At 68.0% G+C, this 26,747-nt stretch carries 22 protein-coding genes; 17 read left to right on the forward strand and 5 right to left on the reverse strand.

The genetic code is table 11. The annotated features are described in order from the left end of the window. The first annotated feature begins 33 nt into the window (after positions 1-33). The 5 genes from ACQHI0_RS01840 (at position 34) to clpX (ending at position 5,155) form a co-directional block, all read left to right on the forward strand. Positions 34-579: an FKBP-type peptidyl-prolyl cis-trans isomerase gene (locus tag ACQHI0_RS01840; RefSeq protein WP_427906209.1), complete on the forward strand. Its 546-nt coding sequence runs from the start codon at positions 34-36 to the stop codon at positions 577-579. Positions 580-738: 159 nt separating this feature from the next. Then, on the forward strand, positions 739-2,103 hold the full coding sequence (gene tig, locus ACQHI0_RS01845) for a trigger factor (RefSeq protein WP_427906210.1): 1,365 nt from the start codon (positions 739-741) through the stop codon (positions 2,101-2,103). 245 nt (positions 2,104-2,348) lie between these two features. Next, positions 2,349-2,924, forward strand: coding sequence for an ATP-dependent Clp protease proteolytic subunit (locus ACQHI0_RS01850; RefSeq protein ID WP_056821854.1), 576 nt, complete (start codon positions 2,349-2,351; stop codon positions 2,922-2,924). A 43-nt stretch (positions 2,925-2,967) separates the two neighbouring features. Next, entirely contained in the window at positions 2,968-3,633 is a 666-nt protein-coding gene (locus ACQHI0_RS01855; RefSeq protein WP_427906211.1) for an ATP-dependent Clp protease proteolytic subunit, read from the forward strand. Between the two features lie 241 nt (positions 3,634-3,874). Further along, the gene (gene clpX, locus ACQHI0_RS01860; RefSeq protein WP_266298437.1) at positions 3,875-5,155 is read left to right on the forward strand and encodes an ATP-dependent Clp protease ATP-binding subunit ClpX; all 1,281 of its coding nucleotides are present in this window, start codon (positions 3,875-3,877) and stop codon (positions 5,153-5,155) included. Between the two features lie 67 nt (positions 5,156-5,222). On the opposite strand, the gene ACQHI0_RS01865 is transcribed toward clpX, so the two are convergent. Next, positions 5,223-6,038, reverse strand: a complete 816-nt coding sequence (locus ACQHI0_RS01865; RefSeq protein WP_427906212.1) for a hypothetical protein — start codon at positions 6,036-6,038, stop codon at positions 5,223-5,225. Positions 6,039-6,512: 474 nt separating this feature from the next. On the opposite strand from ACQHI0_RS01865, the gene mihF reads away from it, so the two are divergent. Continuing rightward, on the forward strand, positions 6,513-6,827 hold the full coding sequence (gene mihF / locus ACQHI0_RS01870) for an integration host factor, actinobacterial type (protein WP_019045768.1): 315 nt from the start codon (positions 6,513-6,515) through the stop codon (positions 6,825-6,827). 63 nt (positions 6,828-6,890) lie between these two features. On the opposite strand, the gene ACQHI0_RS01875 is transcribed toward mihF, so the two are convergent. Beyond that, positions 6,891-8,078 carry an FHA domain-containing protein gene (locus ACQHI0_RS01875; RefSeq protein WP_427906213.1) on the reverse strand — a complete coding sequence of 396 codons (1,188 nt, stop codon included), beginning with the start codon at positions 8,076-8,078 and terminating at the stop codon, positions 6,891-6,893. 179 nt (positions 8,079-8,257) lie between these two features. On the opposite strand from ACQHI0_RS01875, the gene ACQHI0_RS01880 reads away from it, so the two are divergent. Further along, on the forward strand, positions 8,258-9,331 hold the full coding sequence (locus ACQHI0_RS01880; RefSeq protein WP_427906214.1) for a GNAT family N-acetyltransferase: 1,074 nt from the start codon (positions 8,258-8,260) through the stop codon (positions 9,329-9,331). A gap of 103 nt (positions 9,332-9,434) precedes the next feature. Here the strand turns inward: ACQHI0_RS01880 and ACQHI0_RS01885 are convergent, their stop codons facing one another. Further along, positions 9,435-10,985 carry a glycerol-3-phosphate dehydrogenase/oxidase gene (locus tag ACQHI0_RS01885; protein ID WP_427906215.1) on the reverse strand — a complete coding sequence of 517 codons (1,551 nt, stop codon included), beginning with the start codon at positions 10,983-10,985 and terminating at the stop codon, positions 9,435-9,437. Next, complete coding sequence (locus ACQHI0_RS01890) at positions 10,975-11,592, reverse strand: TetR/AcrR family transcriptional regulator (protein ID WP_427906216.1); 618 nt, start codon at positions 11,590-11,592, stop codon at positions 10,975-10,977. Before ACQHI0_RS01890 ends, ACQHI0_RS01885 begins: the two co-directional genes overlap by 11 nt. Positions 11,593-11,787: 195 nt before the next feature. Here ACQHI0_RS01890 and ACQHI0_RS01895 point away from each other — a divergent pair, with 195 nt between their 5' ends. Continuing rightward, positions 11,788-13,416 carry an FAD-binding oxidoreductase gene (locus tag ACQHI0_RS01895; protein ID WP_427906217.1) on the forward strand — a complete coding sequence of 543 codons (1,629 nt, stop codon included), beginning with the start codon at positions 11,788-11,790 and terminating at the stop codon, positions 13,414-13,416. A gap of 58 nt (positions 13,417-13,474) precedes the next feature. Next, positions 13,475-14,422 carry a diacylglycerol kinase family protein gene (locus tag ACQHI0_RS01900; RefSeq protein ID WP_427906218.1) on the forward strand — a complete coding sequence of 316 codons (948 nt, stop codon included), beginning with the start codon at positions 13,475-13,477 and terminating at the stop codon, positions 14,420-14,422. Positions 14,423-14,497: 75 nt separating this feature from the next. Here the strand turns inward: ACQHI0_RS01900 and ACQHI0_RS01905 are convergent, their stop codons facing one another. Beyond that, entirely contained in the window at positions 14,498-15,190 is a 693-nt protein-coding gene (locus tag ACQHI0_RS01905) for an AAA family ATPase (protein WP_427906219.1), read from the reverse strand. A gap of 297 nt (positions 15,191-15,487) precedes the next feature. Here ACQHI0_RS01905 and ACQHI0_RS01910 point away from each other — a divergent pair, with 297 nt between their 5' ends. From ACQHI0_RS01910 to obgE, 8 genes are all read left to right on the forward strand, one after another. Continuing rightward, positions 15,488-18,166 (forward strand): valine--tRNA ligase, encoded by a 2,679-nt coding sequence (locus tag ACQHI0_RS01910; protein ID WP_427906220.1) that lies wholly within the window; start codon positions 15,488-15,490, stop codon positions 18,164-18,166. Between the two features lie 125 nt (positions 18,167-18,291). After that, positions 18,292-19,662 (forward strand): bifunctional tetrahydrofolate synthase/dihydrofolate synthase, encoded by a 1,371-nt coding sequence (gene folC, locus ACQHI0_RS01915; protein WP_427909048.1) that lies wholly within the window; start codon positions 18,292-18,294, stop codon positions 19,660-19,662. After that, a complete protein-coding gene (locus ACQHI0_RS01920) occupies positions 19,659-20,054 on the forward strand; it encodes a DUF4233 domain-containing protein (protein WP_427906221.1) in 396 nt (131 codons plus the stop codon). The genes folC and ACQHI0_RS01920 overlap by 4 nt, the downstream gene beginning before the upstream one ends. 52 nt (positions 20,055-20,106) lie before the next feature. Further along, complete coding sequence (gene ndk, locus ACQHI0_RS01925; RefSeq protein WP_266298471.1) at positions 20,107-20,523, forward strand: nucleoside-diphosphate kinase; 417 nt, start codon at positions 20,107-20,109, stop codon at positions 20,521-20,523. A gap of 533 nt (positions 20,524-21,056) precedes the next feature. Next, complete coding sequence (locus tag ACQHI0_RS01930) at positions 21,057-24,248, forward strand: translation initiation factor IF-2 N-terminal domain-containing protein (protein WP_427906222.1); 3,192 nt, start codon at positions 21,057-21,059, stop codon at positions 24,246-24,248. A 261-nt stretch (positions 24,249-24,509) separates the two neighbouring features. Further along, entirely contained in the window at positions 24,510-24,821 is a 312-nt protein-coding gene (gene rplU / locus ACQHI0_RS01935; protein WP_056821499.1) for a 50S ribosomal protein L21, read from the forward strand. A gap of 24 nt (positions 24,822-24,845) precedes the next feature. Then, positions 24,846-25,112, forward strand: coding sequence for a 50S ribosomal protein L27 (gene rpmA, locus ACQHI0_RS01940; RefSeq protein WP_056821498.1), 267 nt, complete (start codon positions 24,846-24,848; stop codon positions 25,110-25,112). A 118-nt stretch (positions 25,113-25,230) separates the two neighbouring features. Next, positions 25,231-26,694: a GTPase ObgE gene (obgE, locus tag ACQHI0_RS01945; RefSeq protein WP_427906223.1), complete on the forward strand. Its 1,464-nt coding sequence runs from the start codon at positions 25,231-25,233 to the stop codon at positions 26,692-26,694. Positions 26,695-26,747 lie beyond the last annotated feature (53 nt).

Here is a 26,747-nt window from a genome sequence, read left to right on the forward strand (position 1 = left end):
ATGCCGAAACGACGGTCGATTACTGTGCGGGCCATGCATTCTCTCGGCAGGATCATCGGAATCGGACTCGTCGCGGCCGCCGCGATCACCACAGCGGCCTGCGGCTCGGACACGGATTCGACCAGCTCCCCGAGCACCAGCGCGGCGGGCAACTCCGCCAGCACGGGTCTCGAGTGCACCGCCGACGACGTGAAGGTCAGCGGTGGTTTCGGCGAGACGCCCAAGATCACCATCCCCGACACCTGCGATGCGCCCAAGACCCTGATCACCAAGGATCTGGTGGTCGGCACCGGGCCCGGCGCGGTGGCCGGACAGCCGCTGACCATGAACTACGAGCTGGTCACCTGGTCGGACAAGCAGGTGCTCGACAGCTCCTTCCAGCGCGGCAAGCCGTTCGGGCTCACCCTCGGTACCGGCCAGGTCATCCAGGGTTGGGACGAGGGCCTGATCGGCGTGCAGCAGGGCACGCGCAGGCTGCTGATCGTGCCGCCGAACCTCGGCTACGGCGAAGGTGGCAACGGCGTGGCGCCGAACGAGACGCTGGTCTTCGTGACCGATGCCGTGCAGGTCGGCCGCTAGCGCACCCACAACCAACCGCCGATTGCGCGAGCACGTAGGCGGTCAACTACCCTGGTCGGGATGCGCGTTACGCGCCGCACCTGGCTTAGCCGTGCCTGACTATGGCGCGTCGCCCCACGCGGGGACACCACCATGAACTACGAACCAAGGAGTATGTCCGTGAAGAGCACCGTCGAGCAGCTGAGCCCGACCCGGGTCCGGATCAACGTCGAGGTGCCCTTCGAGGAGCTGAAGCCCGACTTCGACAAGGCATACAAGGCGCTGGCACAGCAGATCAAGATCCCCGGCTTCCGTCCCGGCAAGGCTCCGGCCAAGCTGATCGAGACCCGTGTCGGCCGTGGCGCCGTGCTCGAGCAGGTCGTCAACGACGCACTGCCGAACAAGTACGCCGAGGCCGTCGAGACCGCTGCGGTCAAGGTCATCGGCCAGCCCGAGATCGAGATCACCAAGATCGAAGACGGCGACGAGCTGGCGTTCACCGCCGAGGTCGACGTGCGCCCCGAGATCACCCTGCCCGATTACTCGGGCATCGAGGTGAGTGTCGATTCCTTCACCATCGGCGACGACGACATCGAAGAGCAGCTCACCTCGCTGCGTCAGCGCTTCGGCACCCTCACCGGTGTCGAGCGCGCGGTCGCCGACGGCGACTTCGTGTCGATCGATCTGTCGGCCACCGTCGACGGTGCGGACGTCCCCGAGGCGGCCACCACCGGCCTGTCGCACGAGGTCGGTTCGGGTCAGCTGATCGAGGGCCTCGACGAGGCCGTCATCGGCCTCAAGGCCGGCGAGTCCGCCGAGTTCACCTCCACCCTGGTCGCGGGCGACCACGCGGGCAAGGAAGCACTGATCACCGTCGCCGTGCAGTCGGTGAAGGAGCGCGAGCTGCCCGAGGCCGACGACGAGTTCGCCCAGCTGGCCAGTGAGTTCGACACCATCGACGAGCTCAAGGAAGACCTGAAGGGCCGCGTCGAGCGCGTCAAGAAGGTCGAGCAGGCCGGTTCGATCCGCGACAAGGTGCTCGACACCCTGCTCGAGACCGTCGAGGTTCCGCTGCCCGAGGCCGTCGTCAAGGCCGAGGTCGACGCCGTGGTCCACGACGCCGTGCACGGTTTCGACCACGACGAGGCCAAGCTGGCCGAGGCGCTCGAGGCGCAGGGCTCCTCCCGCGAGGAGTTCGACAAGGACACCCAGGAAGCTGCCGAGAAGTCGGTGAAGACCCAGCTGCTGCTCGACGCCATCGCCGAGGCCGAGAACACCCAGGTCGGCCAGCAGGAGCTGACCGAGCGGATCCTGTTCCAGGCCCAGCGTTACGGCATGTCGCCGGAGCAGTTCATCCAGCAGGTGCAGCAGGCCGGCCAGCTCGGCGCGGTCTTCGCCGACGTGCGACGCGGCAAGGCCCTTGCCGGAGTTGTCGGTCAGGTGAAGGTCACCGACTCCGACGGCAACGTGGTCGACACCACCGAAATGTTCGGTGACCCTGCGGAATCCGCTGACGCCGAGCCGGTAGACGCCGCTGCCGAGTAGCTTTCGGACGCGTGATTTGATTGCGCACGTGAGGAAGCGCCGCGAGCGAACCAATGTCGCAGCGCGTCTCGCGAAGAGTGGAATCGAGCGCGGCGAGATTGCGCTCTGAGCGAAGAAGGGCGGTGCCGGGAGTTCGGTGCCGCCCTGCTTCGTTAGTGTTTGTGACGACGAACCGTATTCGTATGGCCGTAGCAATCGGTGAGAAGAGAAGGCAGGTATCCGTGACGATCAACCAGGCAGGGGTCATGACAGCCGCTACCGCTGGACTCAACCTCAGTGATTCCGTATACGAACGGCTGCTTCGCGAGCGCATCATCTTCCTGGGCACCCAGGTCGACGATGAGATCGCGAACAAGATCTGCGCGCAGATCCTGCTGCTCTCGGCCGAGGACGCGACGAAGGACATCGCGCTCTACATCAACTCGCCCGGTGGCTCGGTCACCGCGGGCATGGCCATCTACGACACGATGCAGTTCGCCGAGTGCGACATCAAGACCGTCGCGATGGGCTTGGCGGCGTCGATGGGACAGTTCCTGCTGACCGCGGGCACCAAGGGCAAGCGTTTCGCGCTGCCGCACACCCGGATCATGATGCACCAGCCGTCGGCGGGCATCGGTGGTTCGGCGGCCGATATCGCGATCATGGCCGAGCAGTTCGCCCACACCAAGCGTGAGCTCAACGAACTGCAGTCGCTGCACACCGGCAAGTCGGTGGAGCAGGTGACCGAGGACGCGGACCGCGACCGCTGGTTCACGGCGAAGGAAGCCCTGGAATACGGCTTCATCGACCACGTGGTCGCGCACGCGAACCAGGCGAAGTAACCGCCGCCGTCCCCCCTCACTCGAGACAAGCTTGGAGATAACGATGGCCAACCTCTTCGACCCGCGCGCCGGCCACGGCGGCTCCCGTGCGGGCCTCCCGCAGTCGCGCTACATCCTGCCGCAGTTCACCGAGCAGACTTCGTTCGGCGTCAAGACCTCCGACCCGTACAACAAGCTGTTCGAGGAGCGCATCATCTTCCTGGGCAACCAGGTCGACGACGTCTCGGCGAACGACATCATGGCGCAGCTGCTGGTGCTGGAGTCCCAGGACCCCGACCGCGACATCACCATGTACATCAACTCGCCCGGTGGCTCGTTCACCGCGCTGATGGCGATCTACGACACCATGCAGTACGTGCGCCCCGACGTGGTCACGGTCTGCCTGGGTCAGGCCGCCTCGGCCGCCGCGGTGCTGCTGGCCGCCGGTGCCCCCGGTAAGCGTGCCGCGCTGCCCAACGCGCGCATCCTGATCCACCAGCCGTCCTCGGGCGGTGTGCAGGGCCAGGTATCCGACCTCGAGATCGCCGCGGCCGAGATCGAGCGGATGCGTCGCCTGATGGAAGTCACCATCTCGCGCCACACCGGCAAGCCCGAGGAGCAGGTCCGCAAGGACACCGACCGCGACAAGATCCTGACCGCCGAAGAAGCCAAGGATTACGGCATCATCGATCAGGTCTTCGACTACCGCAAGCTCAGCGGACAGAAGTGACACGCCCGGGCCCGCTGTCCTCATCTGGGCGGCGGGCCCGGCTTTTTCACCCGCGGTGGCTCACAATGGTGAGGACCCGCACAGCACTGCAGACAAACATGCGCGAGTTGTCGACCTCATTCGCGCACAACAGGTACGGTCGACTCAGGGACCATTGCTCTGATTGACGGCACCGAGACGTATTTCCGGCCCAATCGGGGGACGACGGTCGCACTCGGACAAGGAAGTAGGGACCTACGAGATGGCGCGCATCGGAGACGGCGGCGATCTGCTGAAGTGCTCGTTCTGCGGAAAGAGCCAGAAGCAGGTCAAGAAGCTCATCGCGGGCCCCGGGGTATATATCTGCGACGAGTGCATCGACCTGTGCAACGAGATCATCGAAGAAGAGCTGGCCGAGTCGAGCGAAGTGAAGCTCGACGAGCTGCCCAAGCCTTCGGAGATCCGGGATTTCCTGGAGAACTACGTGATCGGCCAGGACACCGCCAAGCGGACCCTCGCCGTCGCGGTCTACAACCACTACAAGCGCATCCAGGCGGGCGACAAGGGCCGCGACAGCCGCGGTGAGGCCGTCGAGCTGATGAAGTCGAACATCCTGATGCTCGGCCCCACGGGTTGCGGTAAGACCTACCTCGCGCAGACGCTGGCCAAGATGCTGAACGTGCCGTTCGCCATCGCCGATGCCACCGCGCTCACCGAGGCGGGCTATGTCGGCGAGGATGTCGAGAACATCCTGCTGAAGCTGATCCAGGCCGCCGACTACGACGTCAAGCGCGCCGAGACCGGCATCATCTACATCGACGAGGTCGACAAGATCGCCCGCAAGAGCGAGAACCCGTCGATCACCCGCGATGTGTCGGGCGAGGGCGTGCAGCAGGCGCTGCTGAAGATCCTGGAGGGCACCCAGGCGAGTGTGCCGCCGCAGGGCGGTCGCAAGCACCCGCACCAGGAGTTCATCCAGATCGACACCACCAACGTGCTGTTCATCGTTGCGGGCGCCTTCGCGGGCCTGGAGAAGATCATCTCCGACCGCACCGGTCACCGCGGCATCGGCTTCGGCGCCGAGGTGCGCTCCAAGGCCGAGGTCGACACCGACGACCACTTCGCCGACGTGATGCCCGAGGATCTGATCAAGTTCGGTCTGATCCCCGAGTTCATCGGCCGTCTGCCCATCGTCGCCTCGGTGACGAACCTGGACAAGGAATCGCTGGTCACCATCCTCTCCGAGCCGAAGAACGCACTGGTCAAGCAGTACGTTCGCCTGTTCGAGATGGACGGCGTCGACCTCGAGTTCACCACCGACGCCCTCGAGGCGATCGCCGATCAGGCCATCCTGCGTGGTACCGGTGCTCGCGGTCTGCGCGCCATCATGGAGGAAGTCCTGCTGCCCGTGATGTACGACATCCCGGGTCGTGACGATGTCGCCAAGGTGGTCGTGAACGCCGACACCGTCGTCGACAACGTCCTCCCGACGATCGTGCCGCGCAAGGCGCAGCGTCCCGAGCGTCGCGAGAAGTCGGCGTAACAAGCCAACGACAAAGGGCCCCTTCGGATCTGATCCGGAGGGGCCCTTCGCTGTGCGCTGGCAGCGATTAGATGGTGGCCGGGTTTCCCAGGCTCGGCGCGGCCAGGAGATCGTCGCCGTCGTCTGCCGGGATCTCCGCACTGGCACGCACGATCGCGGTGCTGTAGCGGGCGCTGGCGGCATTGTGGATGAGCAGTGCGACACCGATCATCACCGGGGCCACCGCGTGCACAGCGGCGTCGTACCAGTGCCCTGCGCTCAGATGGGGATAGGTGTTGAGGGCGATGGTCAGCGTGAGCAGGAACAGCTCCGCGATCAGCACCTGGTTGCGGTTGCCCATCACGCCCCACTCGGCCACCCGCGTGGTGCCGATCATGATGATGATCAGGCACACGCTGATCATCGCCTCCAAGCCGAAGCTGGCCCAGTAGAGCGGATCGCTCGGTCCGCCGGGGGCGATGTTGTGCTGGACGTTCACCGCCGACCACAGCATGCCCGTGATCACCACGCCTGCCAGCGCGCGCAGCGACCAGGTGCGGTGCTGATACAGCGAGGCCAGCCGGGCGCGCGGGTTGGATTCGCGGCGTTGCGCGGCGATGGCCTTGCGGGCCAGCATCAGGTCCGACATCTCGGCCCGCTCGAGTTCGGCGGTGGTGTCACGCAGACGGTCGGCGTGCGAGGAGGCGGCCTTGATGTGCTTCCAGCGCTGGTCGCGCTCGTAGGTGCGGATCTTCTCGGCGAGTTCGCGCTCGGCGCGCAACTCGTCTTCGGACAGCGCGTCGGTCAGTGCGGGGTCGGACTGATAGGCGATGCGACGCCTGGCCCGTTCCACCCGCACGGGCAGAGCGGTGACCTCGTGATCGAGCGGGTGTTCCTCGCGCATCGCAACTCCAGGTAGCAAAAGGGTTCGCCGGGTCGCGTCATTGTTGCGCATCGAGCGGGGAGACGACACCCGCGGGCCCGAATTGCTCGGCCCGCAGGCGCTGAAAATGTCTGGCGCACAACTGTGTAGCTGTCGGTGCAGCGATGCGGGAGACGGTGACGACCGTTCGAGAACGGGTCGCGCCCGGGCCGAGGAGCTTCGTTGATCCTCCATGGTTCGCCGTTGAACCTTGATCCCGTAAAAGTGCTTCTGATGATGTTTCGCTGCTGGTCACCGCGGTGTTACGTCGGCGAGAACCGCCTGTCTTTTCGTCCGTTTGGTCCGTCTTGCAAGGCCTTCAATGAATACGACGGGTTCGGCACGCAAAACTCATCGGCGTATCCTCGCGGTGTGTCGGACTGGTGCTGCCGATTTCGTGCTGTTTACTCGGTCCGTCAATCAGATGTTCGAGTGACGAGTGGAAGCGGAGGAGACATGGCACTGCCTACGATGACCGCCGAACAGCGCACCGAGGCGTTGGCCAAAGCGGCTGCCGTGCGCAAGGCGCGCTCGGAACTGATCGGCAAGGTGAAGGAGGGCAAGGTCACCGTCGCCGATCTGCTCAAGAAAGCCGACAGCGATGACCTGGTGAAGAAGACCAAGGTCGCTGCCGTGATCAAGGCACTGCCGGGCGTTGGTCCGGTCAAGGCCGCCAAGCTGATGGATCAGGCCGAGATTCCCGAGGATCGTCGTATCGGTGGGCTCGGTGCTCGTCAGCGCGCGGCACTGCTCGACGCCCTCGAGGCCTGAGCCGATTCGCGATCCGACGCCCGTGGAGCTGGATGCACGGGCGTCGGGATGGTCTGCAGGTATTTACACGCAGTAGGTCAGCAGGAAGTCGTTGATCCGCAGGCGCCAGCCCGGTTGCAGTTCGATCGGGAGGGTGCCGACGCGTGACCAGCGTTCGCTGTCGGGGGCGGCGAAGAAGGTTCCGGAGGTCGCGGGGGCCTCGCGGACGAACACCTTGCCACGGTCGGGGGCGACGAAGGCATGGACCCGCGAGACGAGCCGATCCCGTTCGATCAGTATCGGCGTCGCCGCGGAAGCGCGCACCGACTCCTCGCCCGAGGGGTTGCGGCCGAGAACATACGACCGGTCCAGTGGGTAACTCAAGCCGTCTTCGGTGACGAGGGCGCCGCGCGAACCACTGTGGGGCGCAGTGCCTTTGCTCAACGCGACCGGTTCGGCGCGTTTGGCGGCATCGAGTGCTTGGGACCAGGCGCGTGGCGCGTTGGCGGCGGGGGTGTTGCGTGGGCCGGTGCTCACCGTGACGCCGTCGGAGTTGGCCGGACCTGTACTGACGCTTTCGCCGGTGTTCGGCCGGGCACTCACTGTTTCGCCGTCGGGCTGGAAACCCGAGGTCGCGGGTTGATCCGGAGCCGGGAATCCCGCGGTGGCGGGCAGCGCGCCGCTGGTGTCGGTCGGTCTCGTGGACGGTCGGCGAACTGCCTGGAAGCCGGTGGCCTCGGTGGGGGCCGGTTCGTCGATGGCCTCGACCCGGCGCGGCGGGGGATTGCGGCGGCGGCCCAGGTTGAGGACGAAGCCGTTGCCGGTGACGATGCCCGCGCGCAGATCGGTGCGCGGATTGGCGCTGGTCGGGTCGGCCATCTCGGCGCCGACCGCGATCCGGCGGACGGGTTCGCGGATGATCTCGTCGACCCAGGTGAAGGCGCGGTCGCCGGCGAGGCGGCGGTTGCCCTCCGCGCCGGAGATCTCGGCGATCACCGCGCCGCGCAACAGGATCAGCATGCCGTCGGCGGTCGGGGCGAGTACACCGAAAGGCGGTGGCGCAGAGGCGCCGCCGAAGACCACGCCCGCCAGCCGCTGCGCCAGAGCCGCGCCGGGCGCGCTCGCCGCGGTGCTGTTGGCGACGGTTTCCACCGCGCCGAGTAAGCGATCGGTCGACGGTGTCTCCCCGGCCAGATAGACCACGACGTCGCCGAATCTAGCGACGATCCCGGTCCCCGGCACGATGGCCACGGTGGACGAATGCGCGTGCATCAACGCCTCCTAATCGGACTGGCCTTCACCGCCGCCCCGGCCGGTCACGCCCTGCGGCAGACCGCGACCGAGGTCCCGCCGCCAGCATAGATGGCCGGACGCTCGGGGATAAGGTCCGCAGGTGAATTTCGAACGTCGTTCGTGTCAAACGGCGTTCGTCCGGAGCGTAGGATCGGCGCATGAACGCCGCACCCGTCAGTCGCCGGGCCAGACCGGCGAAAGTCCCGCTGAGCCGGGACCTTGTCATCGAGACCGGCCTGCGCATCCTCGACACCGATGGCTCGGGCGCGCTCACCATGCGCCGGGTGGCCAAGGAGCTCGACACCGGCGCCGCGTCGCTGTACGTCTACGTCGCTCATCGTGACGACCTGCTGACCGGGATGCTCGATCACGTGCTGTCCCAGGTCACCGTGCCCGCCGAGGGGGACTGGCGTGCGCGGGTGACCCGGTTGGTCGAGTCCGCCATCGAGGCGCTGGGCCGCCATGACGGGCTCGCGCTCGTCGCGTTCGGGCGGTTTCCGATCACCGAACACGCCGTCGGCCTACGCGAACAGCTGCTCGGTCTGCTGCGTGAGGGGGGCGCAGACGCCGTGACCGCCGGTTGGGCCGGCGATCTGATCTACCGCCATATCGCCGCCGAAGCTGTCGAGCGTGCCGAGAGCGACGCGCGTGGGCGCTGGGCGATTCGCGCGCTGCTCAATGGGATCATCGCCACCCCGGCGGTCGGTGGGCCGGTCCGGCTCGCGCGCCAGGACGAGATCGCGGCGCTGCAGGAGATCGAGCGGCGGGCGGGCGCGCCGTTCGCCGAGGTGGGCATGGGTGCGATCGCCGACGACGAGCCGCCCTCCCGGGAAGTGTTGCGGGGCTTCGTGACCGATGGACGCGCGTGGGTCTGGCCTGATGGGGACGATCAGCCGATCGCGTATCTGATTCTCGGGCTTGTCGACGATCAGCCGCATATCGAGCAGGTTTCTGTCGATCCGGCTCATGCGGGGGCGCGGATCGGTAAGCGGCTGATCGACCATGCGGTGGGGTGGTCGAAAAGCAAGGGGTTGCGCGAGATCACGTTGACTACGTTCACCCAGGTTCCGTGGAACGGGCCGTATTACGAGCGGCTCGGGTTCACTTATATTTCGCCTGCGGACGAGTCTGCGGGGTTGCGTGCGATTCGGGTTGATGAGGTTGCTCATGGGCTTGATGAGTGGCCTCGTGCTTGTATGCGTGCAGAGGTGGCTACCTGGAGGAATGGGTGAGTGGGTGAGTGGTAGCCCTGGGTGGTTGTATGGCAAGGCCACGGGGGTGTTCGGGGTGGCCGGTGTGGTTGGGAGTGCGGGAGGGTGTTTTTGATCGGATGGGTCAGGTGGTGAGGGTGGCGTTTCTGGTGAGGGCGGCTTCGGCGGCGGGGGTGGCGGCTTCGCGGTCGGTGGGGATCAGGCCGATGCGGGTGCGGCGGTCGAGGAGGTCGTCGACTGTCAGGGCGGCTTCGTGGGTGAGGGCGAAGTCGAATTCGGCTGCGGTGACGTCGATTCCGGGGGCGACCGGTTCGGCGAGGGTGGGGTCGGCGAGCCAGGCGGAGACGATCTGGCTCGCTTCGGTGCCGTAGCGCTCGATGAGGACCGGTGGGGCGTCGATGCGGTCGCGGGCGGCGCCGGCGACCGCGCCGATGAGGGGGAGGCGGGTGGTTCGGCAGGGGGTGACGGGGAGTGCTGCCTGGGCTACTGCCGCGTCGACGGCGTCTTCGGCCATCTGGCGGTAGGTGGTGAGCTTGCCGCCGACGACGGTGATCAGGCCGTCGGGGGCGGTGAGGACGGCGTGTTCGCGGGAGATGTCGGCGGTGCTGTCGTCGGCGGTTTTGAGCAGGGGGCGCAAGCCGGCGAATTTGCCACGGATGTCGGAGCGGGTCAGCGGTTCCCGCAACGCGGTGTTGATGGTGTCGAGCAGGAAGTCGATCTCGGACTCGGTGGGCTGGGGTTCGTCGGGGATCGGGCCGGGGGCGTCCTCGTCGGTGAGGCCGAGGTAGACGCGGCCGTGGGCGGCTGGCAGCGCGAAGACGAACCGGCTGATGCTGCCGGGCACCGGCACGGTCAGTGCGGCGCTGAGCCCGCCGAAGGCCGCGGCGTCGAAGACGAGGTGGGTACCGCGGCTCGGCCGCAGTTCGATGCTGTGGTCGACCTCGCCCGCCCACACGCCGGTCGCGTTGATGACAGCGCGGGCGCGCACGTCCAAGGTTTCGCCGGTGAGAGTGTCGCGCAGCTGAACCGAATCACCGCTCGCCGCAACGGCTTCCACGCGGGTCAGAACTGTCGCGCCTTCGGCGGCCGCCGTGCGGGCCAGTGCGACGACCAGGCGGGCATCATCAACGAGCTGCCCGTCCCACGCCTGCAACCCGCCACGCAGCCCGTCGCGGCGCACGGTCGGCGCCAGTCGCAGGGCCTCGGCGGCGGCCACCCGGCGCGAGCGCGGCAATGTGTCGACGGACGTATGGGCCGCGATCCGCAGTGCGTCGCCGGCGGCGAAACCCGCACGGATGAGCGAACTCTGGGCCGATTTCAGGCCGGGCAGCAGTGGTACCAGCTGGGGTAGCGGGCGCACCAGATGCGGTGCGGTGGTGCGCAACAGGATGCCGCGTTCGACCGCGCTCTCGTGCGCGATCCCGACCCGCCCGCTCGCGAGGTAGCGCAACCCACCGTGCACCAGTTTCGAACTCCAGCGACTGGTGCCGAACGCGAAGTCGTTGCGCTCCACCAGGAGTGTGCGCAGACCGCGCGCGGCGGCGTCGAGGGCGACGCCGGTTCCGGTCACGCCGCCGCCGATCACCACCACATCCACGTCGGGATGGTCACCGAGGGCGCGCAGGTCGAAGGTGCGGCGCGCGGCGTTCAGCGTGGCCTTGGAGTCAGGAGTCATCACAGTCCTTGTCGGGTAGCGGGAGCAGGTAACCCTCGACAGCCCTGGACAATTCGGCATCGAACTCCGCACCGGCCAGCAGCGACTCCACGGTGCCCGCGGACTGCACCGCCGACTGGGTGATGAGCAGCAGCATGGTGGCCATGTGCTCGGCATCGCCCGCCCGAATCGACCCGTCTTCGTGCCCGATCCTGATCACCGTCGCGAACAGCCCGATCAGCGTGCGCTGATTGCGGCCGAGCCGACCGAACACATAGGTGAGCATCAGGTCGGTGTCGGTGCGGAAGATCTTGGCGAAAACCGCATTCGACCTGATCGCCCCCGCACCCGCCACGATGCCGCGCACCAGCCGATCCCGGCCGAGGCCGGTGTCGGGCACGGTCTCGGCGACGATCGTGCGCAGTTCGCGGACCAGCAGCTCGGCGATCAGCGACCCGGTGTCGGGCCAGCGGCGATACACCGTCGGCCTGCTCACGCCCGCCCGCCGCGCCACCTCGGTGAGTGTGGTTCGGCGAACGCCGAAATCGACGACGCAAGCCCGTGTGGCATCGAGAATCGCCACGTCGGTGGGCGAAAGCTGGTCAGCGTGGGTCGCGAGGTCGATCATCGTGCTTCACCGCCGGTGTGTTCGGCGGCGCCCGGAGAGGGCGCCGTGGTCGGGCTGGAACCGCCCAAGGGTATCGAGCGGACCAGCAGGGTTGACGTCGCGAATGTTCGGTAGTGACATCCGACAGCGGTACGGATGCCGACTCTGGGACATGTCGTTGGTTACTGCTTGACACTATATGTCATTATGTAACGCATGGTCGAGACGCAACACGAACAATCCGGGTCTGCCACCGAGGCGCCGAGCATGGTGTGGGATGCCTGGGGTGTCGCCGCCGGTCATCAGCCGCTGTCGGCGCAGATCCGTGGCCTGCTCGGGCAGGTGTTCGGGATCTCGGGTGAACCGGTAGCGCGCCGCGACGAGAACGATGTGCCGCTGATACCCACCGCCCTCACGGCCGCCGACCGGACCGGTCTGGCCGAGATCGTCGGTGACGAACATCTCACAACCGCCGATCTCGACCGGCTCCGGCACGCGGGCGGCAAGAGCACCCCGGACCTGCTGCGCCGCCGCGCGAGCGAGCCGCAGAACGCCCCCGACGCCGTCGTCTTCCCCGCCGACCACCCGCAGGTCCTCGCGCTGCTGACGTACTGCGCCGATCGCGGGATCGCCGTGGTCCCGTTCGGTGGCGGAACCAGCGTCGTCGGTGGCGTCGATCCGGTGCGCGGGCGCTTCGCCACCGTGATCGCCCTCGATCTGCGCAGGCTGGACACACTCACCGCGGTCGATCCGGCCAGCGGCACCGCCACTCTCGGTGCCGGTCTCACCGGCCCGCAGGCCGAGGAATTGCTGGGTGCGCACGGGCTCTCGCTCGGACACTTCCCGCAGAGTTTCGAATTCGCCAGCATCGGCGGGTTCGCCGCGACCAGGTCGTCGGGTCAGGCGTCGGCGGGCTACGGCCGGTTCGACGACATGGTCGAACGCCTGGTGATCGCCACCCCACAGGGCACCCTCGACCTCGGCCGCGCTCCCGCGTCGGCCGCCGGGCCGGATCTACGCGAGTTGTTCGTCGGGTCGGAGGGCGCGCTCGGCATCATCACCTCGGTCACCCTCCGGGTGCATCCGGTGCCGGAAACCGTTGGCTACCAGGCCTGGTCGTTCCCCGACTTCGCCACCGGTGCCGCCGCGCTGCGCGGTGTGGTGCAGGCCGGTGCCGCGCCGACGGTGATGCGGTTGTCCGACGAGGCCGAAACGGGACTGAACCTGGCCCGCTCCGCCGATGTCGGCGGCAACCCGGTGTCGGGCTGTCTGGCCATCACCACCTTCGAGGGCAGCCGGGCCCATGTCGCGGCGCGATCGGCCGAGGCGAGTGAGCTGCTGGCCGCCGCGGGTGGCACCGCGCTCGGTGCGGCGCCCGCGCAGCAGTGGGAGCACGGCCGGTTCGCCGCGCCCTACATGCGCGACGCGCTGCTCGATGTCGGCGTGCTGTGCGAGACGCTCGAAACCGCCACCAGCTGGGCCAATCTGGCGAATCTGAAGGTGAAGGTCACCGGCGCGCTGATGGACGCGCTCGGTGCGCAGGGCACGCCCGCGCTGGTCATGTGCCACATCTCGCACACCTATCCGACCGGCGCGTCGCTGTATTTCACCGTTGTCGCCAAGCAGCTCGACGATCCGATCGCGCAGTGGCGCATCGCCAAATCCGCCGCGAGCGACGCGATGGTGGCCGCGGGTGGGACCATCACCCACCATCACGCGGTCGGCGCCGACCACCGTCCGTGGATGCGTGCCGAGATCGGTGACCTGGGTGTTCGGGTTTTGCGTGCGGTGAAGCGCGAACTCGACCCCACCGGGGTGCTCAACCCTGGAAAGCTGGTGCCGTGAAGCAGCTTTGGCCAGCGAATCAGATGCCGACGGAGCCGAGCGCCTGCGGGGTGCGGTCGTGAGCGAACATCCGGTGCGGCGCGTCGTCGTGGTCACCAACCCGCATTCGGGGTCGGGCCGTGGTGACGGTGTCGCCGAGACGGTGCTGACTCGGCTCGCGGCGCGCGGTGTCGAGGTGGTCGAGGTGCGGGCGCCGAGTGCGGACGAGTCGGTGACGCAGGTGCGGACGCTGGTCGCGGGCGAGGACCGGCCGGATGCGGTGATCTGTGTCGGCGGTGACGGACTGATGAATGTGCTGCTGGCCGCCGTCGCGCACAGCGGAGTTCCGCTCGGACTGGTGCCCGCGGGCACGGGCAACGACCTGGCCCGGGAATTCGGGATACCGACCGGCGATCCGAAGGCCGCCGTCGACATCGTGCTCGGCGGCCGGACCCGCACCATCGATCTGGGGCGGATCGAATCGCCCACCGCCGCACCCACCTGGTTCGCGACCGTGGTGGGTACCGGGTTCGACGCACGAGTTACCTTGCGCGCCAACAAGATGCGGTATCCGCGCGGGCCGCTGCGCTACACCGCGGCCGCGGTGGTCGAGCTGATGCGCGGCTACACGCTGCCGTTCCGGATCGAGTTGTCAGGTCTGGCGCCCGGTGTTCTCGACAACCCGCCGGACTCGCATGTGGTGATCCTCACCGATGCGGTGATGGCGCCGATCGGCAACACCCGCACCTACGGGGGCGGGATGCTGGTGTGTCCGGAGGCCCGCGCCGACGACGGGTATCTCGACATCACGGTGGTGGGCGCGGTGTCGCGGCTGGAGATGGCGCGGCTGTTGCCCGCGTTGTCGGCGGGCAAGCGGATCGACCACCCGGCGACGAAGCGGTACCGGGCCCGGCGGATCACGGTCAGTGCCGAAGGCGGGTACGCGACGGCCGACGGTGAGCCCGCGGGGATGTTGCCGGTGACGGTGCAGGCGATGCCGGGGGCGCTGACTGTTCTGGTGCCGTAAGCGGCTGGAACGTGACGGCGGGCGCCGTCGTCGACCCGGGCGTAGCCGAGTCGACGACGAGGACGGTCACGTCGATCAGGCGGCGTCGAAAGCTATGCGCGACACGGCATGCAGGGTCGGCCGGTCGATGATCACCACCGACGTGGAGGACAGCGGTCGCGGGTCCGCGGTGTGGGTGGTGTCGCGGGCGCCGAGTTCGTCCATCATCGTGTCCCAGCGGCGGCAGTGGGCGACGAAGGCCAGGCCGTTGACGCTGCGGCCACGGCTGATCTGGCCGCGCCGCGCCTCGTCGGCGGGCACATCGATCAGCACCATGTGCAGTTCGCGGTGACCCTGCTCGGCCCAGCGGGTGATCAGGCGCCGACTCCAGCGGAAGGTCGCGCAGTCGTGGATGGCGACCGGCCCGTCGGTCTCGCGCAGCGCGTCGCGGATCGCGCGGTAGTGCGCCAGGTGCACCAGCGGGCGCCACAGCGAGTACGGCGCCCAGCCCAGACGATGGCGAAGGCGGTTGCGGGTGTGGTTCGAATCGAGGACCAGAGCGCCGGAAGCGGTGCGCACCGGGTGTTCGGCGTCGGGTCCCGCACCGAAGAAACGGTGTAGCGCGGTGGACTTTCCCGCGCCGGGGACGCCGGCGAAGACCAGAACGGTGGTGCGCGGGTAGCGCAGTTCTTCGACCTCGCTCGCGCGTAGGTCCACCAGGGCGACCGGGGTGATGGTCCGCGGTGCCGACGGCGGAACGGGGGAGGAGGATTCGAGCGGGGGCGTCACCCTCTCCAGGGTCCGGTAAATCGGACAAAACGGCAATCCGGGGTTACCCGGATATTCCGCTCGAGTGTTGGGCGACAACGGTTTCCGCGTGTCGTCGTGGCGCGTCACAGGCCTTGCTGACCAGCACAAGGCCGAAGCTGAGAATTCCATATGGATTCTCGTCGGCGGAGTTAATCGCCGGTAGTATCAGTGCTGTAGACGGAGTCTTCGGTGTCCCTCATCCACCGAAGAGTCCGTCTTTTTTGTGCCGGGGTAGGCGGGGAAAGGGTGGTTGCCGCTTCCCCTTAGGATTGGGACGTGACCAGCACAGCCCCTGACAACTCGCGTAATCGTGCCGATGCCCTGCCCAAGAGCTGGAACCCCAGCGAGGTAGAGGCCGACCTGTACGAGGGCTGGGTAAACGCCGGGTACTTCGCCGCCGACGCCGCCTCGGGCAAGCCGCCGTACTCGATCGTGCTGCCGCCGCCGAACGTCACCGGCACCCTGCACATGGGCCACGCGCTCGACCACACGATCATGGACCTGCTCACCCGCCGCAAGCGGATGCAGGGCTACGAGGTGCTGTGGCTGCCGGGCATGGACCACGCCGGTATCGCCACCCAGACGGTGGTGGAGAAGCAGCTCGCCGCCGACGGCAAGACCAAAGAAGAGTTCGGCCGTGAGCTGTTCATCGACAAGGTGTGGGACTGGAAGCGCGAGTCCGGCGGGCAGATCCAGGGGCAGATGCGTCGCCTCGGTGACGGCGTCGACTGGGCCCGCGACCGCTTCACCATGGACGACGGTCTCTCGCGCGCGGTGCAGACGATCTTCAAGCGGCTCTACGACTCCGGGCTGATCTACCGCGCCGAGCGACTGGTGAACTGGTCGCCGGTGCTGCAGACCGGTATCTCCGACCTCGAGGTGGACCACAAGGAGGTCGACGGCGAACTCGTGAGCATGCGGTTCGGTTCGCTGAACGACGACGAGCCGCACGTGATCGTGGCCACCACCCGCGTGGAGACGATGCTCGGCGACACCGCCGTCGCGGTGCACCCGGACGACGAGCGATACAAGGCGCTGATCGGCAGCACGCTGTACCACCCGATCACCGGCCGCCAGATCCCGATCGTCGCCGACGACTATGTCGACCCCGAATTCGGTTCCGGCGCAGTGAAGATCACCCCGGCGCACGACCCCAACGACTTCGAACTCGGCCTGCGCCATGGGCTGCCGATGCCGACGATCATGGACAAGACGGGCCGGATCGCCGACAGCGGCACCGAATTCGACGGCATGGACCGCTTCGAGGCCCGCGTCAAGATCCGCGAGCGGCTCGAGGCCGAAGGTCGCATCGCCGGACGCAAGTTCCCCTACAAGCACCAGGTCGGTCACTCGGAGCGCTCCGGCGAGCCGATCGAGCCGCGCCTGTCGATGCAGTGGTGGGTCAAGGTCGACACCCTGGCCAAGGCCGCGGGCGACGCCGTGCGCGAAGGCGACGTGAAGATCCACCCCGCCAGCCAGGAACCGCGCTGGTTCGACTGGGTCGACAACATGCACGACTGGTGCATCTCGCGTCAGCTGTGGTGGGGTCACCGCATTCCGATCTGGTACGGGCCCGACGGCGAGATCGTGTGCCTCGGCCCGGGCGAGGAAGCGCCCGAGGGCTGGGTGCAGGACCCCGATGTGCTCGACACCTGGTTCTCCTCCGGGCTGTGGCCGTTCTCCACGATGGGCTGGCCCGACTCGACCCCCGAGCTGTCGAAGTTCTATCCGACCAGCGTGCTCGTCACCGGTTACGACATCCTGTTCTTCTGGGTGGCCCGGATGATGATGTTCGGCATGTACGTCAGCGACGACCCGGTGCTCACCGCCGGTAAGGGCGGACAGAAGCAGGTCCCGTTCGAAGACGTGTTCCTGCACGGCCTGATCCGCGACCAGCACGGCAAGAAGATGTCGAAGTCGCGCGGCAACGGTATCGACCCGCTCGACTGGATCAACTCCTACGGCGCCGACGCGCTGCGCTTCACCCTGGCCCGCGGCGCCCAGCCCGGCGGCGACCTCTCCGTCGGCGACGCGCACGCGCTGGCCTCGCGCAGCTTCGTCACCAAGCTGTTCAACGCCACCAAGTTCGCGCTGATGAACGGCGCGCGCACCGGCGAGCTGCCCCCGCGCGAGACCCTCACCGACGCCGACCGCTGGATCGTCGACCGGCTCGACGAGGTCCGCGCCGAGGTCGACACGGCCTTCGACGCCTACGAATTCGGCAAGGCCTGCGAGGCGCTCTACCACTTCGCGTGGGACGAACTGTGTGACTGGTATCTGGAGCTGTCCAAGGTGCAGTTCGCCGAATCCGACGCGCGTGCCGAGAGCACCGCGGTGGTGCTCGGCAGCGTGCTCGACGCGGTGCTTCGCCTGCTGCACCCGGTGATCCCGTTCGTCACCGAGACGCTGTGGAAGGCGCTCACCGGCGGCGAATCGGTGGTGATCGCCGCGTGGCCGCAGGCCAGTGGCGTCGCGACCGACGAGCTCGCCGCGCAGCGAGTGGCCGATACGCAGCGGTTGATCACCGAGATCCGCCGGTTCCGCGGCGATCAGGGCCTGGCCGACAAGCAGAAGGTGAAGGCCACCCTCGTCGGCATCGAGGACGCCGGGCTCGGTGGTTTCGCCGACTCGGTGGCCAACCTGGCCCGCCTCACCGAACCGGGCGAGGACTTCGCCACCACCGCGGAGGTGGAGGTGCGACTGTCCGGCGGCACCGTCACCGTGCAGCTCGACACCTCCGGCGCGATCGACCTCGACGCCGAACGGCGCAGGCTGGAGAAGGATCTCGCGGCCGCGCAGAAGGATCTCGACACCACCACGGCCAAGCTCGGCAACGAGGCCTTCCTGGCCAAGGCGCCACAGCCGGTCGTCGACAAGATTACCGCGCGTCGTGATGTGGCCACGGCCGAAGTGGTTCGGATCGGCGCTCGCCTGGCGGAGTTGAGCGCCAAATGAGCGACCTCGGCCCCGGCGATATCGACCCGGAGGACATCGAACCCGACGACAGCGGTGACTTCGGTGGTACCGGCTATCAGGAGGCTCGGCTCGACACCGGGCCCTCACCGGTCGACCTCGCCGAAATGGCACTGGTAGAAGCCGAACTCGACAAGCGCTGGCCCGAAACCAAGATCGAGCCCTCGCTCACCAGGATCTCCACCCTGATGGACCTGCTCGGCAATCCGCAGAACAACTATCCGGCGATCCACGTCGCGGGCACCAACGGCAAGACCTCGGTCACGCGGATGATCGACGCCCTGCTCACCGCGCTGCACCGGCGCACGGGCCGGATCACCAGCCCGCACCTGCAGCTGGCGACCGAGCGGATCAGCATCGACAACGCGCCGATCTCGCCGGCCGACTACGTGGCGACCTATCACGAACTCGCCCCCTATATCGAGATGATCGACCAGCGTTCCGCCGAAACCGACGGCCCCGCGATGAGTAAGTTCGAGGTGCTCACCGGCATGGCCTACGCCGCGTTCGCCGAGGCACCGGTCGACGTGGCCGTCGTCGAAACCGGCATGGGCGGCACCTGGGACGCCACCAACGTGATCGGGGCGCAGGTCACGGTGATCACCCCGATCGGCCTCGACCACACCGAGTACCTCGGCCCCGACCTCGAATCGATCGCCAAGGAGAAGGCCGGGATCATCAAGCGCGCCCCCGAGGCGCTGATCCCGACCGACACCGTCGCGGTGATCGCCGAGCAGGAGCCCGAGGTGATGGACGTGCTGTTGCGCCGGGCCGTCGCCGAGGATGCCGCAGTGGCCCGCGCGGGCGCGGAGTTCCGGCTGCTGGAACGGGCCGTCGCCGTCGGCGGACAGCTACTGACGCTGCAGGGACTCGGCGGCGTCTACGACGAGATCTTCCTGCCGTTGCACGGTGAGCACCAGGCCCGCAACGCGTCGTTGGCGCTGGCCGCGGTCGAGGCGTTCTTCGGTGCGGGCGCGGATCGTCAGCTCGATATCGAGGCGGTGCGCACCGGTTTCGCGACTGTGGCCAGCCCTGGCCGGATGGAACGGATGCGCAACGCGCCGACCATCTTCGTCGACGCCGCCCACAACCCGGCGGGTGCGCAGGCACTGGCCGCGACGCTCACCGGCGAGTTCGACTTCCGCAAGCTGGTCGGGGTGGTCGCGGTGCTCGCCGACAAGGACGCGGCCGGCATTCTCGACGCGCTCGAACCGGTCTTCGACGAAATCGTCGTCACCAGCAACGGCTCACCCCGGGCCATGGATGTGGACGCACTGGCCGACCTGGCCGTGCAGCGGTTCGGCGATGAACGCGTGATCACCGCTGAGACGCTGCCCGACGCACTGGAGTCGGCGATCGCGCTGGCCGAGCAGGCCGGTGACGACGGCGACGTGATCTCGGGTGCCGGCGTGATCGTCACCGGGTCGGTCGTCACCGCGGGCGCGGCGCGTGCCCTGTTCGGAAAGGGACCGGCATGAGTGAAGTGCCTCCTCCCGCCACTGATCCTTGGAAGGGTCTGCGCGGGGTCATGGCGGGGACATTGGTCCTCGAGGCGATCGTGGTGCTGCTTGCGCTGCCGGTGGTCGCCGACGTCGGCGGCGGTGTCACGTGGTTCTCCGGGACCTACCTCGTGGTGCTGTCGGTGCTGATGATCCTGGGCGCCGGTGTGCAGCGGAAGCCGTGGGCGATCCCGTTCAACCTGGGGCTGCAGGTGTTGCTGCTCGCCGGTGCGTTCATCCACCTGTCCATCGGCGTGATCGCGGTGGTGTTCATCGCGGTCTGGGCCTTCATCCTCGTCCTGCGCTCGGACGTCCAGCGCCGCATGGATGCGGGACTCCTCCCCAGTCAGCGAATGGGCACCGAGTCCTGACAGCTCGAGGGCCCGATCGGCGTGCTGACGCGGCCGACGCTAGGGTTACCCCGTGACTGAGCAGACGTTGGTACTCATCAAGCCGGACGGTGTCTCCCGAGGCCTCACCGGCGAGATCCTGGCGCGCATCGAGCGCAAGGGCCTCACTTTCCAGGCGCTGGAGCTGAAGAACGTGTCCGCGGAACTCGCGGCCGAGCACTACGCCGAACACGCCGAGCGGCCCTTCTTCGGCTCGCTCATCGAATTCATCACCTCCGGCCCGGTCGTCGCGGCCGTGCTCGAGGGTCCGCGCGCGATCGCGGCGTTCCGTCAGCTCGCCGGTGGCACCGACCCGGTCGAGAAGGCCGTTCCCGGCACCATCCGCGGCGACTTCGGCCTGGAGACCCAGTTCAACCTGGTCCACGGATCCGACTCGCCCGAGTCCGCCAAGCGCGAGATCGCCCTCTGGTTCCCCGAATTTCCCGCCTGACCGCTCTGGTCGGTAGCGCAGTAGAGACAGTTGGACACCCGGTCAGGCGGTATCGAACTCCGCTCGACCGGGTTGGCCTCGCACGTGGCTGTGCACCGAGGAATACGGCGGCCGCGAGCGGGGCGGAGTTCGCGTGAGTTGCGCCGATGGCGATCCCCGCGCGAGCGGTATGGGATACTGACTACGGATGTGTTCGACGCCGACCTGTCGCGCAGGTACGTGACGCGGCGGCGGACATGACCGGATGACACCGCGGTTGATGCCGATCATCGCTGCCACGGACGGCCCTGTTGCTGGGGTTGCCCGCGCAGGCACGCTGGATGAGCGCTCGAAAGCGCGGTGGCACGCCGTACAGCCAGGCGCCGTGTGACCGGTTGGCCCGCCAGATGATCGATCAAGGTGCGACCGGACACGCGGGGCGAGACCAGATGACCCTCGTACCATCGGGTACGAGGTGCACGGACGATGCCCCCGCGTCGGCCGCGTTCCTCCCGTACCGGGGAAGGACGCGCCCGGGGGCCCGAGGAGACTTCGTGGCCGAAAAAGAGCCGCTGGACACAACACAACAGGATGCCGATCAATTGCCGGAGCGAATTCGAGTTCATGCACTGGCCAAACGGTTGGGAGTGACCAGCAAACGCATCCTGGCCAAACTGGCCGAGCTGGGCGCCGAGGCGCGCAGCGTTCAATCCAATGTCGACCGCTCGGTCGCCGAAACGGTGCGCGACGCGATCGCCGCCGCTGACGCCGAACCCGGCGAACCCGAGGTGGCCGCACCCACTACGCGCGCGAAGAAGCGCGCCGCGTCCACCCCCGTCGCCGAGCAGCCGGCCGACACCACAGCGGCGCCCGCGTCGCTGTTCTCCGCACCGCACGTCGCGCGCACCGACGAGGTGTTCGCCGCGATGCGCGAAGACGCGCACACCGATCTGTTCACCCACCGGTCCTCGGATGCTCCCGCGCAGACCGAGCCGGTGACCTTCGACGCACCCGCCTCCGTCGGCATGCCGCTGTTCCTCCCGCCGGATGCCACCGCCGCCGAGGAGACCCGCAAGCGCCGTCGCGCCGAGCGGACCCCCAAGCGCGAAGAGCCCGTCGCGCCGCCGGTCGAGGAGATCGAGGCCGAGGTCGAGGCGACCGAGGAATCCGCCGACGCCGCCGATGACAACGACAACGACGCCGACGGTCAGCCCCGCCGCCGCCGCCGTGGCCGCCGTGGCCGTGGCCGCGGTCGTGGCGAGCAGTCCGCCGACGGCGAGGACAACGAGTCCGACGAGGACGACACCGACGAGGCCGAGCAGCCGGCCGAGCAGGTCACCGCCGAGGCCGAACCGGCCGAGGACAGCGACACCGACGACGAAGACGGCACCTCCGATGGCGCGAGCCGCCGTCGCCGTCGCCGTCGCCGCCGCAAGGTGGGCGGTGAGTCCGCCGATGCCGAGGCAGCGACCGAGGACGACCCGCCCAACACCGTCGTGCACGAGCGCGAGCCACGCAACAAGCGGCGCGAACGTTCCAGCGCGAACAACAACCCCGACGAAGTGCAGGGCATCTCCGGCTCCACGCGCCTGGAAGCCAAGCGTCAGCGCCGCCGTGACGGCAGGGAAGCCGGGCGTCGCCGTCCGCCGATCCTGACCGAGTCGGAGTTCCTGGCCCGCCGCGAGGCGGTCGACCGGGTGATGGTCGTGCGCGAGAAGGCGTTCGACCCGGCCGAACACGCGCCCGGCCACCAGACCACCACCCAGGTGGCGGTCCTCGAGGACAACATCCTCGTCGAGCACTTCGTGACCAGTTCCGGTCAGGCGTCGATGGTGGGCAATGTCTACCTCGGCAAGGTGCAGAACGTGCTGCCCAGTATGGAAGCGGCGTTCATCGACATCGGCCGCGGCCGCAACGGCGTGCTCTACGCCGGTGAGGTGAACTGGGAGGCCGCCGGTCTCGGTGGTCGCGAGCGCAAGATCGAGCAGGCACTCATGCCCGGCGATCAGGTGCTGGTGCAGGTGTCCAAGGACCCGGTGGGTCACAAGGGCGCCCGCCTGACCACCCAGATCTCCCTGGCCGGTCGCTTCCTGGTGTACGTGCCCGGTGGCACGTCGACCGGGATCAGCCGCAAGCTGCCCGACACCGAGCGCAAGCGGCTCAAGGAGATCCTGCGCGAGATCGTCCCGTCCGACGCGGGCGTGATCATCCGGACCGCGTCCGAGGGTGTCAGCGAGCCCGAACTGGCACGCGATGTCGAACGGCTGCAGGCCGCCTGGCGCACCATCGAAGAGGCCGCCGCCAAGGAGACCAACGCACCGAAGGCGCTCTACGAAGAGCCCGACATGCTGGTCAAGGTCATCCGCGACCTGTTCAACGAGGACTTCGCCAAGCTGGTCATCGAAGGTGACCGCGCGTGGAGCACCGTCGAGACCTACGTCCGCACCGTCGCGCCCGACCTGCTGGGTCGGGTCAACCGGCACGAGAACAACGGCGTCGACGTCTTCGACGCCTTCCGGATCGACGAGCAGCTGGCCAAGGCGCTCGATCGCAAGGTGTGGCTGCCCTCGGGCGGCACCCTGGTGATCGACCGCACCGAGGCGATGACCGTCGTCGACGTCAACACCGGCAAGTTCACCGGCTCGGGCTCGTCGAACCTCGAAGAGACCGTCACCAAGAACAACCTGGAAGCGGCCGAGGAGATCGTGCGCCAGATGCGGCTGCGCGATATCGGCGGCATGATCGTCGTCGACTTCATCGACATGGTCCTCGAATCCAACCGTGACCTGGTGCTGCGTCGTCTCACCGAGGCGCTCGGCCGTGACCGCACCCGCCACCAGGTCTCGGAAGTCACCTCGCTGGGCCTGGTCCAGATGACCCGCAAGAAGCTGGGCACCGGACTGGTCGAGGCGTTCTCCACCACCTGTGAGCACTGCCACGGTCGCGGCATCCTCGTGCACTCCTACCCGGTGGATTCCGGGTCGGGCGTCGAGGAGCCGCGGTCGAAGGAGGGCGGTTCGCGCCGTCGTCGCGGTAAGGATCGCGACAAGCCCGCCACCACTGCCGCACCGGCGGCCAACGGCACCGCACCGGCCGCCGAACACGCCGAGGAGGACATCGCGGTCAAGCGTGCCCACCCGGTCGTGCTCGCGATGGCAGGTCACCACGACGACGAGGCCACCGAGGTTGCCGAAGCCGTCGAGGAGACGCCCGCCGAGCCGACCAGGTCGCGTTCCCGGTCGCGTTCGCGCCGGTCGGGACGTGGTTCCGCCGCGGCGAATCCTGAGCCGAGCACCGAGGGTCCGCTCACCGGGGTTATTTCCGGAGACGCCGAACCCGAGGAAGCGGTGACCGAGGAAGCGGTGACTGAGGAAGCGGTGACCGAGGACGCGGGGATCGCTGCGCTGGCGGTCGCTCCTGTTGTCCCGGAATCGGCATCCGAGCCCGCCGCGGTCACGCAGCCCGAACCGGCTCCGGCCGCCGAGTCCGAGTCCACCCCGGTCGCCGAACCGGCTCCGGCTGCCGCCGAACCCGCACCGCGGGCACCTCGTAGGCGTCGTGTGGCCCGGTCGACCGCGGCACCCGCCCCGGACAGCACGGGAGCCGTGTTCGTCCTGTCGGCGAACGAACAGCCGCCCGCGGCGGCCGTCGTGGATTTCGCGGCGGAGCCTGTCGTCGTCCCGGAACGCAAACCGCGCCGGCGCGCGGTGGGCCGTCCCGCGGGCGCACCGGCGGATTCGCAGTAGCTCGATGCTTGCGTGCGCGGATCCGTTCGCGCACGCAAGCCCTCGATTCGGCCCCTGACCGGCCGAATTGGGGGAGTGGATACCGCTCTGGTAACCTAGGTCGGTCGCTGCCCAGTGATTGAGCATCTGGCCGAACAGGCCGGGTGCGTACCGCAGGCAGCAAACGTTCTTCCCCCGCTCTGCGGGGATGAGCCCAGGAATACGCGTCGCAGCTGCGGCGTGGACATGTGCAGCACCAATGTGAGTGGAGGAAGCCGACCGATGGCAGCGTACGCAATCGTCAAGACCGGCGGAAAGCAGTACAAGGTCGCGGTCGGTGACCTGGTGAAGGTCGAGAAGATCGAGGGTCCCGTCGGCACCGCCGTGGCGCTGACCCCGGTTCTCGTCGTCGACGGCGCCGATCTGACCACCGACGCCGACAAGCTGGCCAAGATCTCCGTGGCCGCTGAGGTCATCGACCAGACCAAGGGCCCGAAGATCCGGATCCACAAGTTCAAGAACAAGACCGGCTACCACAAGCGCCAGGGTCACCGTCAGCCGCTGACGGTCATCAAGGTCACCGGCATCAAGTAAGAATTTTCCCGAGGAGACGAAGCAATGGCACATAAGAAGGGCGCATCCAGCTCCCGGAACGGCCGCGATTCGAACGCCCAGCGCCTCGGCGTGAAGCGTTTCGGCGGCCAGAAGGTCAGCGCGGGCGAGATCCTGGTCCGTCAGCGTGGAACCCACTTCCACCCGGGCGTGAACGTCGGCCGTGGTGGCGACGACACGCTGTTCGCCCTCGAGGCGGGCGCGGTCGAGTTCGGCACCAAGCGTGGCCGCAAGACCGTGAACATCGTTGTACCGGAGCCGGTCCAGGCCTGACCGCCTGGAGCTTTCGCTCCCCACGGACACCAGAGCGGGTCAGGGTTTCCCTGACCCGCTCTGTCGTGTTCGCCCACCCTTACCGAAAACGACAAGTCAGAAGGAGGAGGATCAACCCATGTCCAAATTCATCGACCGCGTCGTGCTGCATGTTCGTGCCGGTAGAGGTGGACACGGTTGCGCCTCGGTGCATCGTGAGAAGTTCAAGCCGCTCGGTGGCCCCGATGGTGGCAACGGCGGCAGCGGTGGCGACGTGATCCTCGAGGTCGACGCCAACGTCCACACCCTGCTCGATTTCCATTTCCACCCCAACGCCAAGGCGGGCAACGGCAAGCCGGGCGAGGGCAGTAACCGGGAGGGCAAGAACGGCGCCGATCTGGTGCTGCAGGTCCCCGACGGCACGGTCGTCGTCGATGACGACGGCAAGGTGGTCTGCGACCTCGTCGGCGCGGGCAACCGGTTCATCATCGCCCGTGGCGGCCGCGGTGGCCTCGGCAATGCCTCGCTGGCGTCCAAGGCCCGCAAGGCGCCTGGTTTCGCGCTGCTCGGTGAAGAGGGCGACGAGGTCGACGTCGTACTCGAGCTGAAGTCGGTCGCCGACGTCGGACTGGTCGGGTTCCCGTCCGCGGGCAAGTCGTCGCTGGTCTCGGTGCTGTCCGCGGCCAAGCCGAAGATCGCCGATTACCCGTTCACCACGCTGGTCCCCAACCTGGGCGTCGTGCTGTCCGGTGACACCACCTTCACCATCGCCGACGTGCCCGGCCTGATCCCCGGCGCCAGCGAAGGCCGCGGCCTCGGCCTGGATTTCCTGCGCCACATCGAACGCTGCGCGGTGCTCGCCCACGTCGTCGACTGCGCGACCCTCGAGCCCGGTCGCGACCCGGTCTCCGATGTCGACGCGCTCGAAGCAGAGCTCGCCGCCTACAAGCCGGCGCTGTCCGGTGACGCCAGCCTGGGCGACCTGGCCGACCGGCCGCGCGTGGTGATCCTCAACAAGACCGACGTGCCGGATGCGGCCGAACTGGCCGAGATGGTGTCGGCCGAGTTCGCTGAACGTGGCTGGCCGGTGTTCGAGATCTCCGCGGTGAGCCGGGCGGGCCTGCGTCCGTTGACCTTCGCGCTGGCCGATATGGTGCGCGAATACCGCGAAGCCCACCCCAAGGCCGTGGCCAAGCGCCCGATCATCCGCCCGATCGCGACCGACGAGACCGGTTTCAGTGTCATCGCCGATCCCGAGGAGCCGGGTGGCTTCATCGTGCGCGGTACGCGCCCCGAGCGCTGGATTCGCCAGACCGACTTCAACAACGACGAAGCCGTCGGCTACCTGGCCGACCGGCTGGCTCGCCTGGGTGTCGAAGCCGAGCTGGTCAAGCAGGGTGCGCAGCCGGGCTGTCCGGTCACCATCGCCGGTGTGACCTTCGAATGGGAGCCGATGATCTCGGCGGGTGTCGATATGCAGCCGACCGGCCGCGGTACCGACCTCCGGTTGGAGACCAACGACCGGATCGGTGCGGCCGAGCGCAAGCTCGCCTCGCAGGCGCGGCGTGGTCTGCTCGACGAAAACGGCGAACGCAAAGAGTGAGGCGGGTCGCGTCCGGCGAAAATCACTGTCGGGCGCGACTGTGGGATCGGCAT

It is taken from the genome of Nocardia sp. FBN12, assembly GCF_050320175.1.
Classification (GTDB): Bacteria; Actinomycetota; Actinomycetes; order Mycobacteriales; family Mycobacteriaceae; genus Nocardia.

Excerpts from the sequence above, each read along its gene's own strand:
- folC (WP_427909048.1), top strand. The coding sequence starts at position 18,292 with ATGGCACTGGTAGAAGCCGAACTCGACAAGCGCTGGCCCGAAACCAAG.
- ACQHI0_RS01840 (WP_427906209.1), top strand. The coding sequence starts at position 34 with ATGCATTCTCTCGGCAGGATCATCGGAATCGGACTCGTCGCGGCCGCC.
- ACQHI0_RS01920 (WP_427906221.1), top strand. The coding sequence starts at position 19,659 with ATGAGTGAAGTGCCTCCTCCCGCCACTGATCCTTGGAAGGGTCTGCGC.
- ACQHI0_RS01875 (WP_427906213.1), bottom strand. The coding sequence starts at position 8,078 with ATGCACGCGCATTCGTCCACCGTGGCCATCGTGCCGGGGACCGGGATC.
- ACQHI0_RS01855 (WP_427906211.1), top strand. The coding sequence starts at position 2,968 with ATGGCCAACCTCTTCGACCCGCGCGCCGGCCACGGCGGCTCCCGTGCG.
- rplU (WP_056821499.1), top strand. The coding sequence starts at position 24,510 with ATGGCAGCGTACGCAATCGTCAAGACCGGCGGAAAGCAGTACAAGGTC.
- ACQHI0_RS01850 (WP_056821854.1), top strand. The coding sequence starts at position 2,349 with ATGACAGCCGCTACCGCTGGACTCAACCTCAGTGATTCCGTATACGAA.
- ACQHI0_RS01895 (WP_427906217.1), top strand. The coding sequence starts at position 11,788 with ATGGTCGAGACGCAACACGAACAATCCGGGTCTGCCACCGAGGCGCCG.
- rpmA (WP_056821498.1), top strand. The coding sequence starts at position 24,846 with ATGGCACATAAGAAGGGCGCATCCAGCTCCCGGAACGGCCGCGATTCG.
- obgE (WP_427906223.1), top strand. The coding sequence starts at position 25,231 with ATGTCCAAATTCATCGACCGCGTCGTGCTGCATGTTCGTGCCGGTAGA.
- ACQHI0_RS01880 (WP_427906214.1), top strand. The coding sequence starts at position 8,258 with ATGAACGCCGCACCCGTCAGTCGCCGGGCCAGACCGGCGAAAGTCCCG.
- ACQHI0_RS01885 (WP_427906215.1), bottom strand. The coding sequence starts at position 10,985 with ATGACTCCTGACTCCAAGGCCACGCTGAACGCCGCGCGCCGCACCTTC.
- ACQHI0_RS01890 (WP_427906216.1), bottom strand. The coding sequence starts at position 11,592 with ATGATCGACCTCGCGACCCACGCTGACCAGCTTTCGCCCACCGACGTG.
- clpX (WP_266298437.1), top strand. The coding sequence starts at position 3,875 with ATGGCGCGCATCGGAGACGGCGGCGATCTGCTGAAGTGCTCGTTCTGC.
- ACQHI0_RS01865 (WP_427906212.1), bottom strand. The coding sequence starts at position 6,038 with ATGCGCGAGGAACACCCGCTCGATCACGAGGTCACCGCTCTGCCCGTG.
- mihF (WP_019045768.1), top strand. The coding sequence starts at position 6,513 with ATGGCACTGCCTACGATGACCGCCGAACAGCGCACCGAGGCGTTGGCC.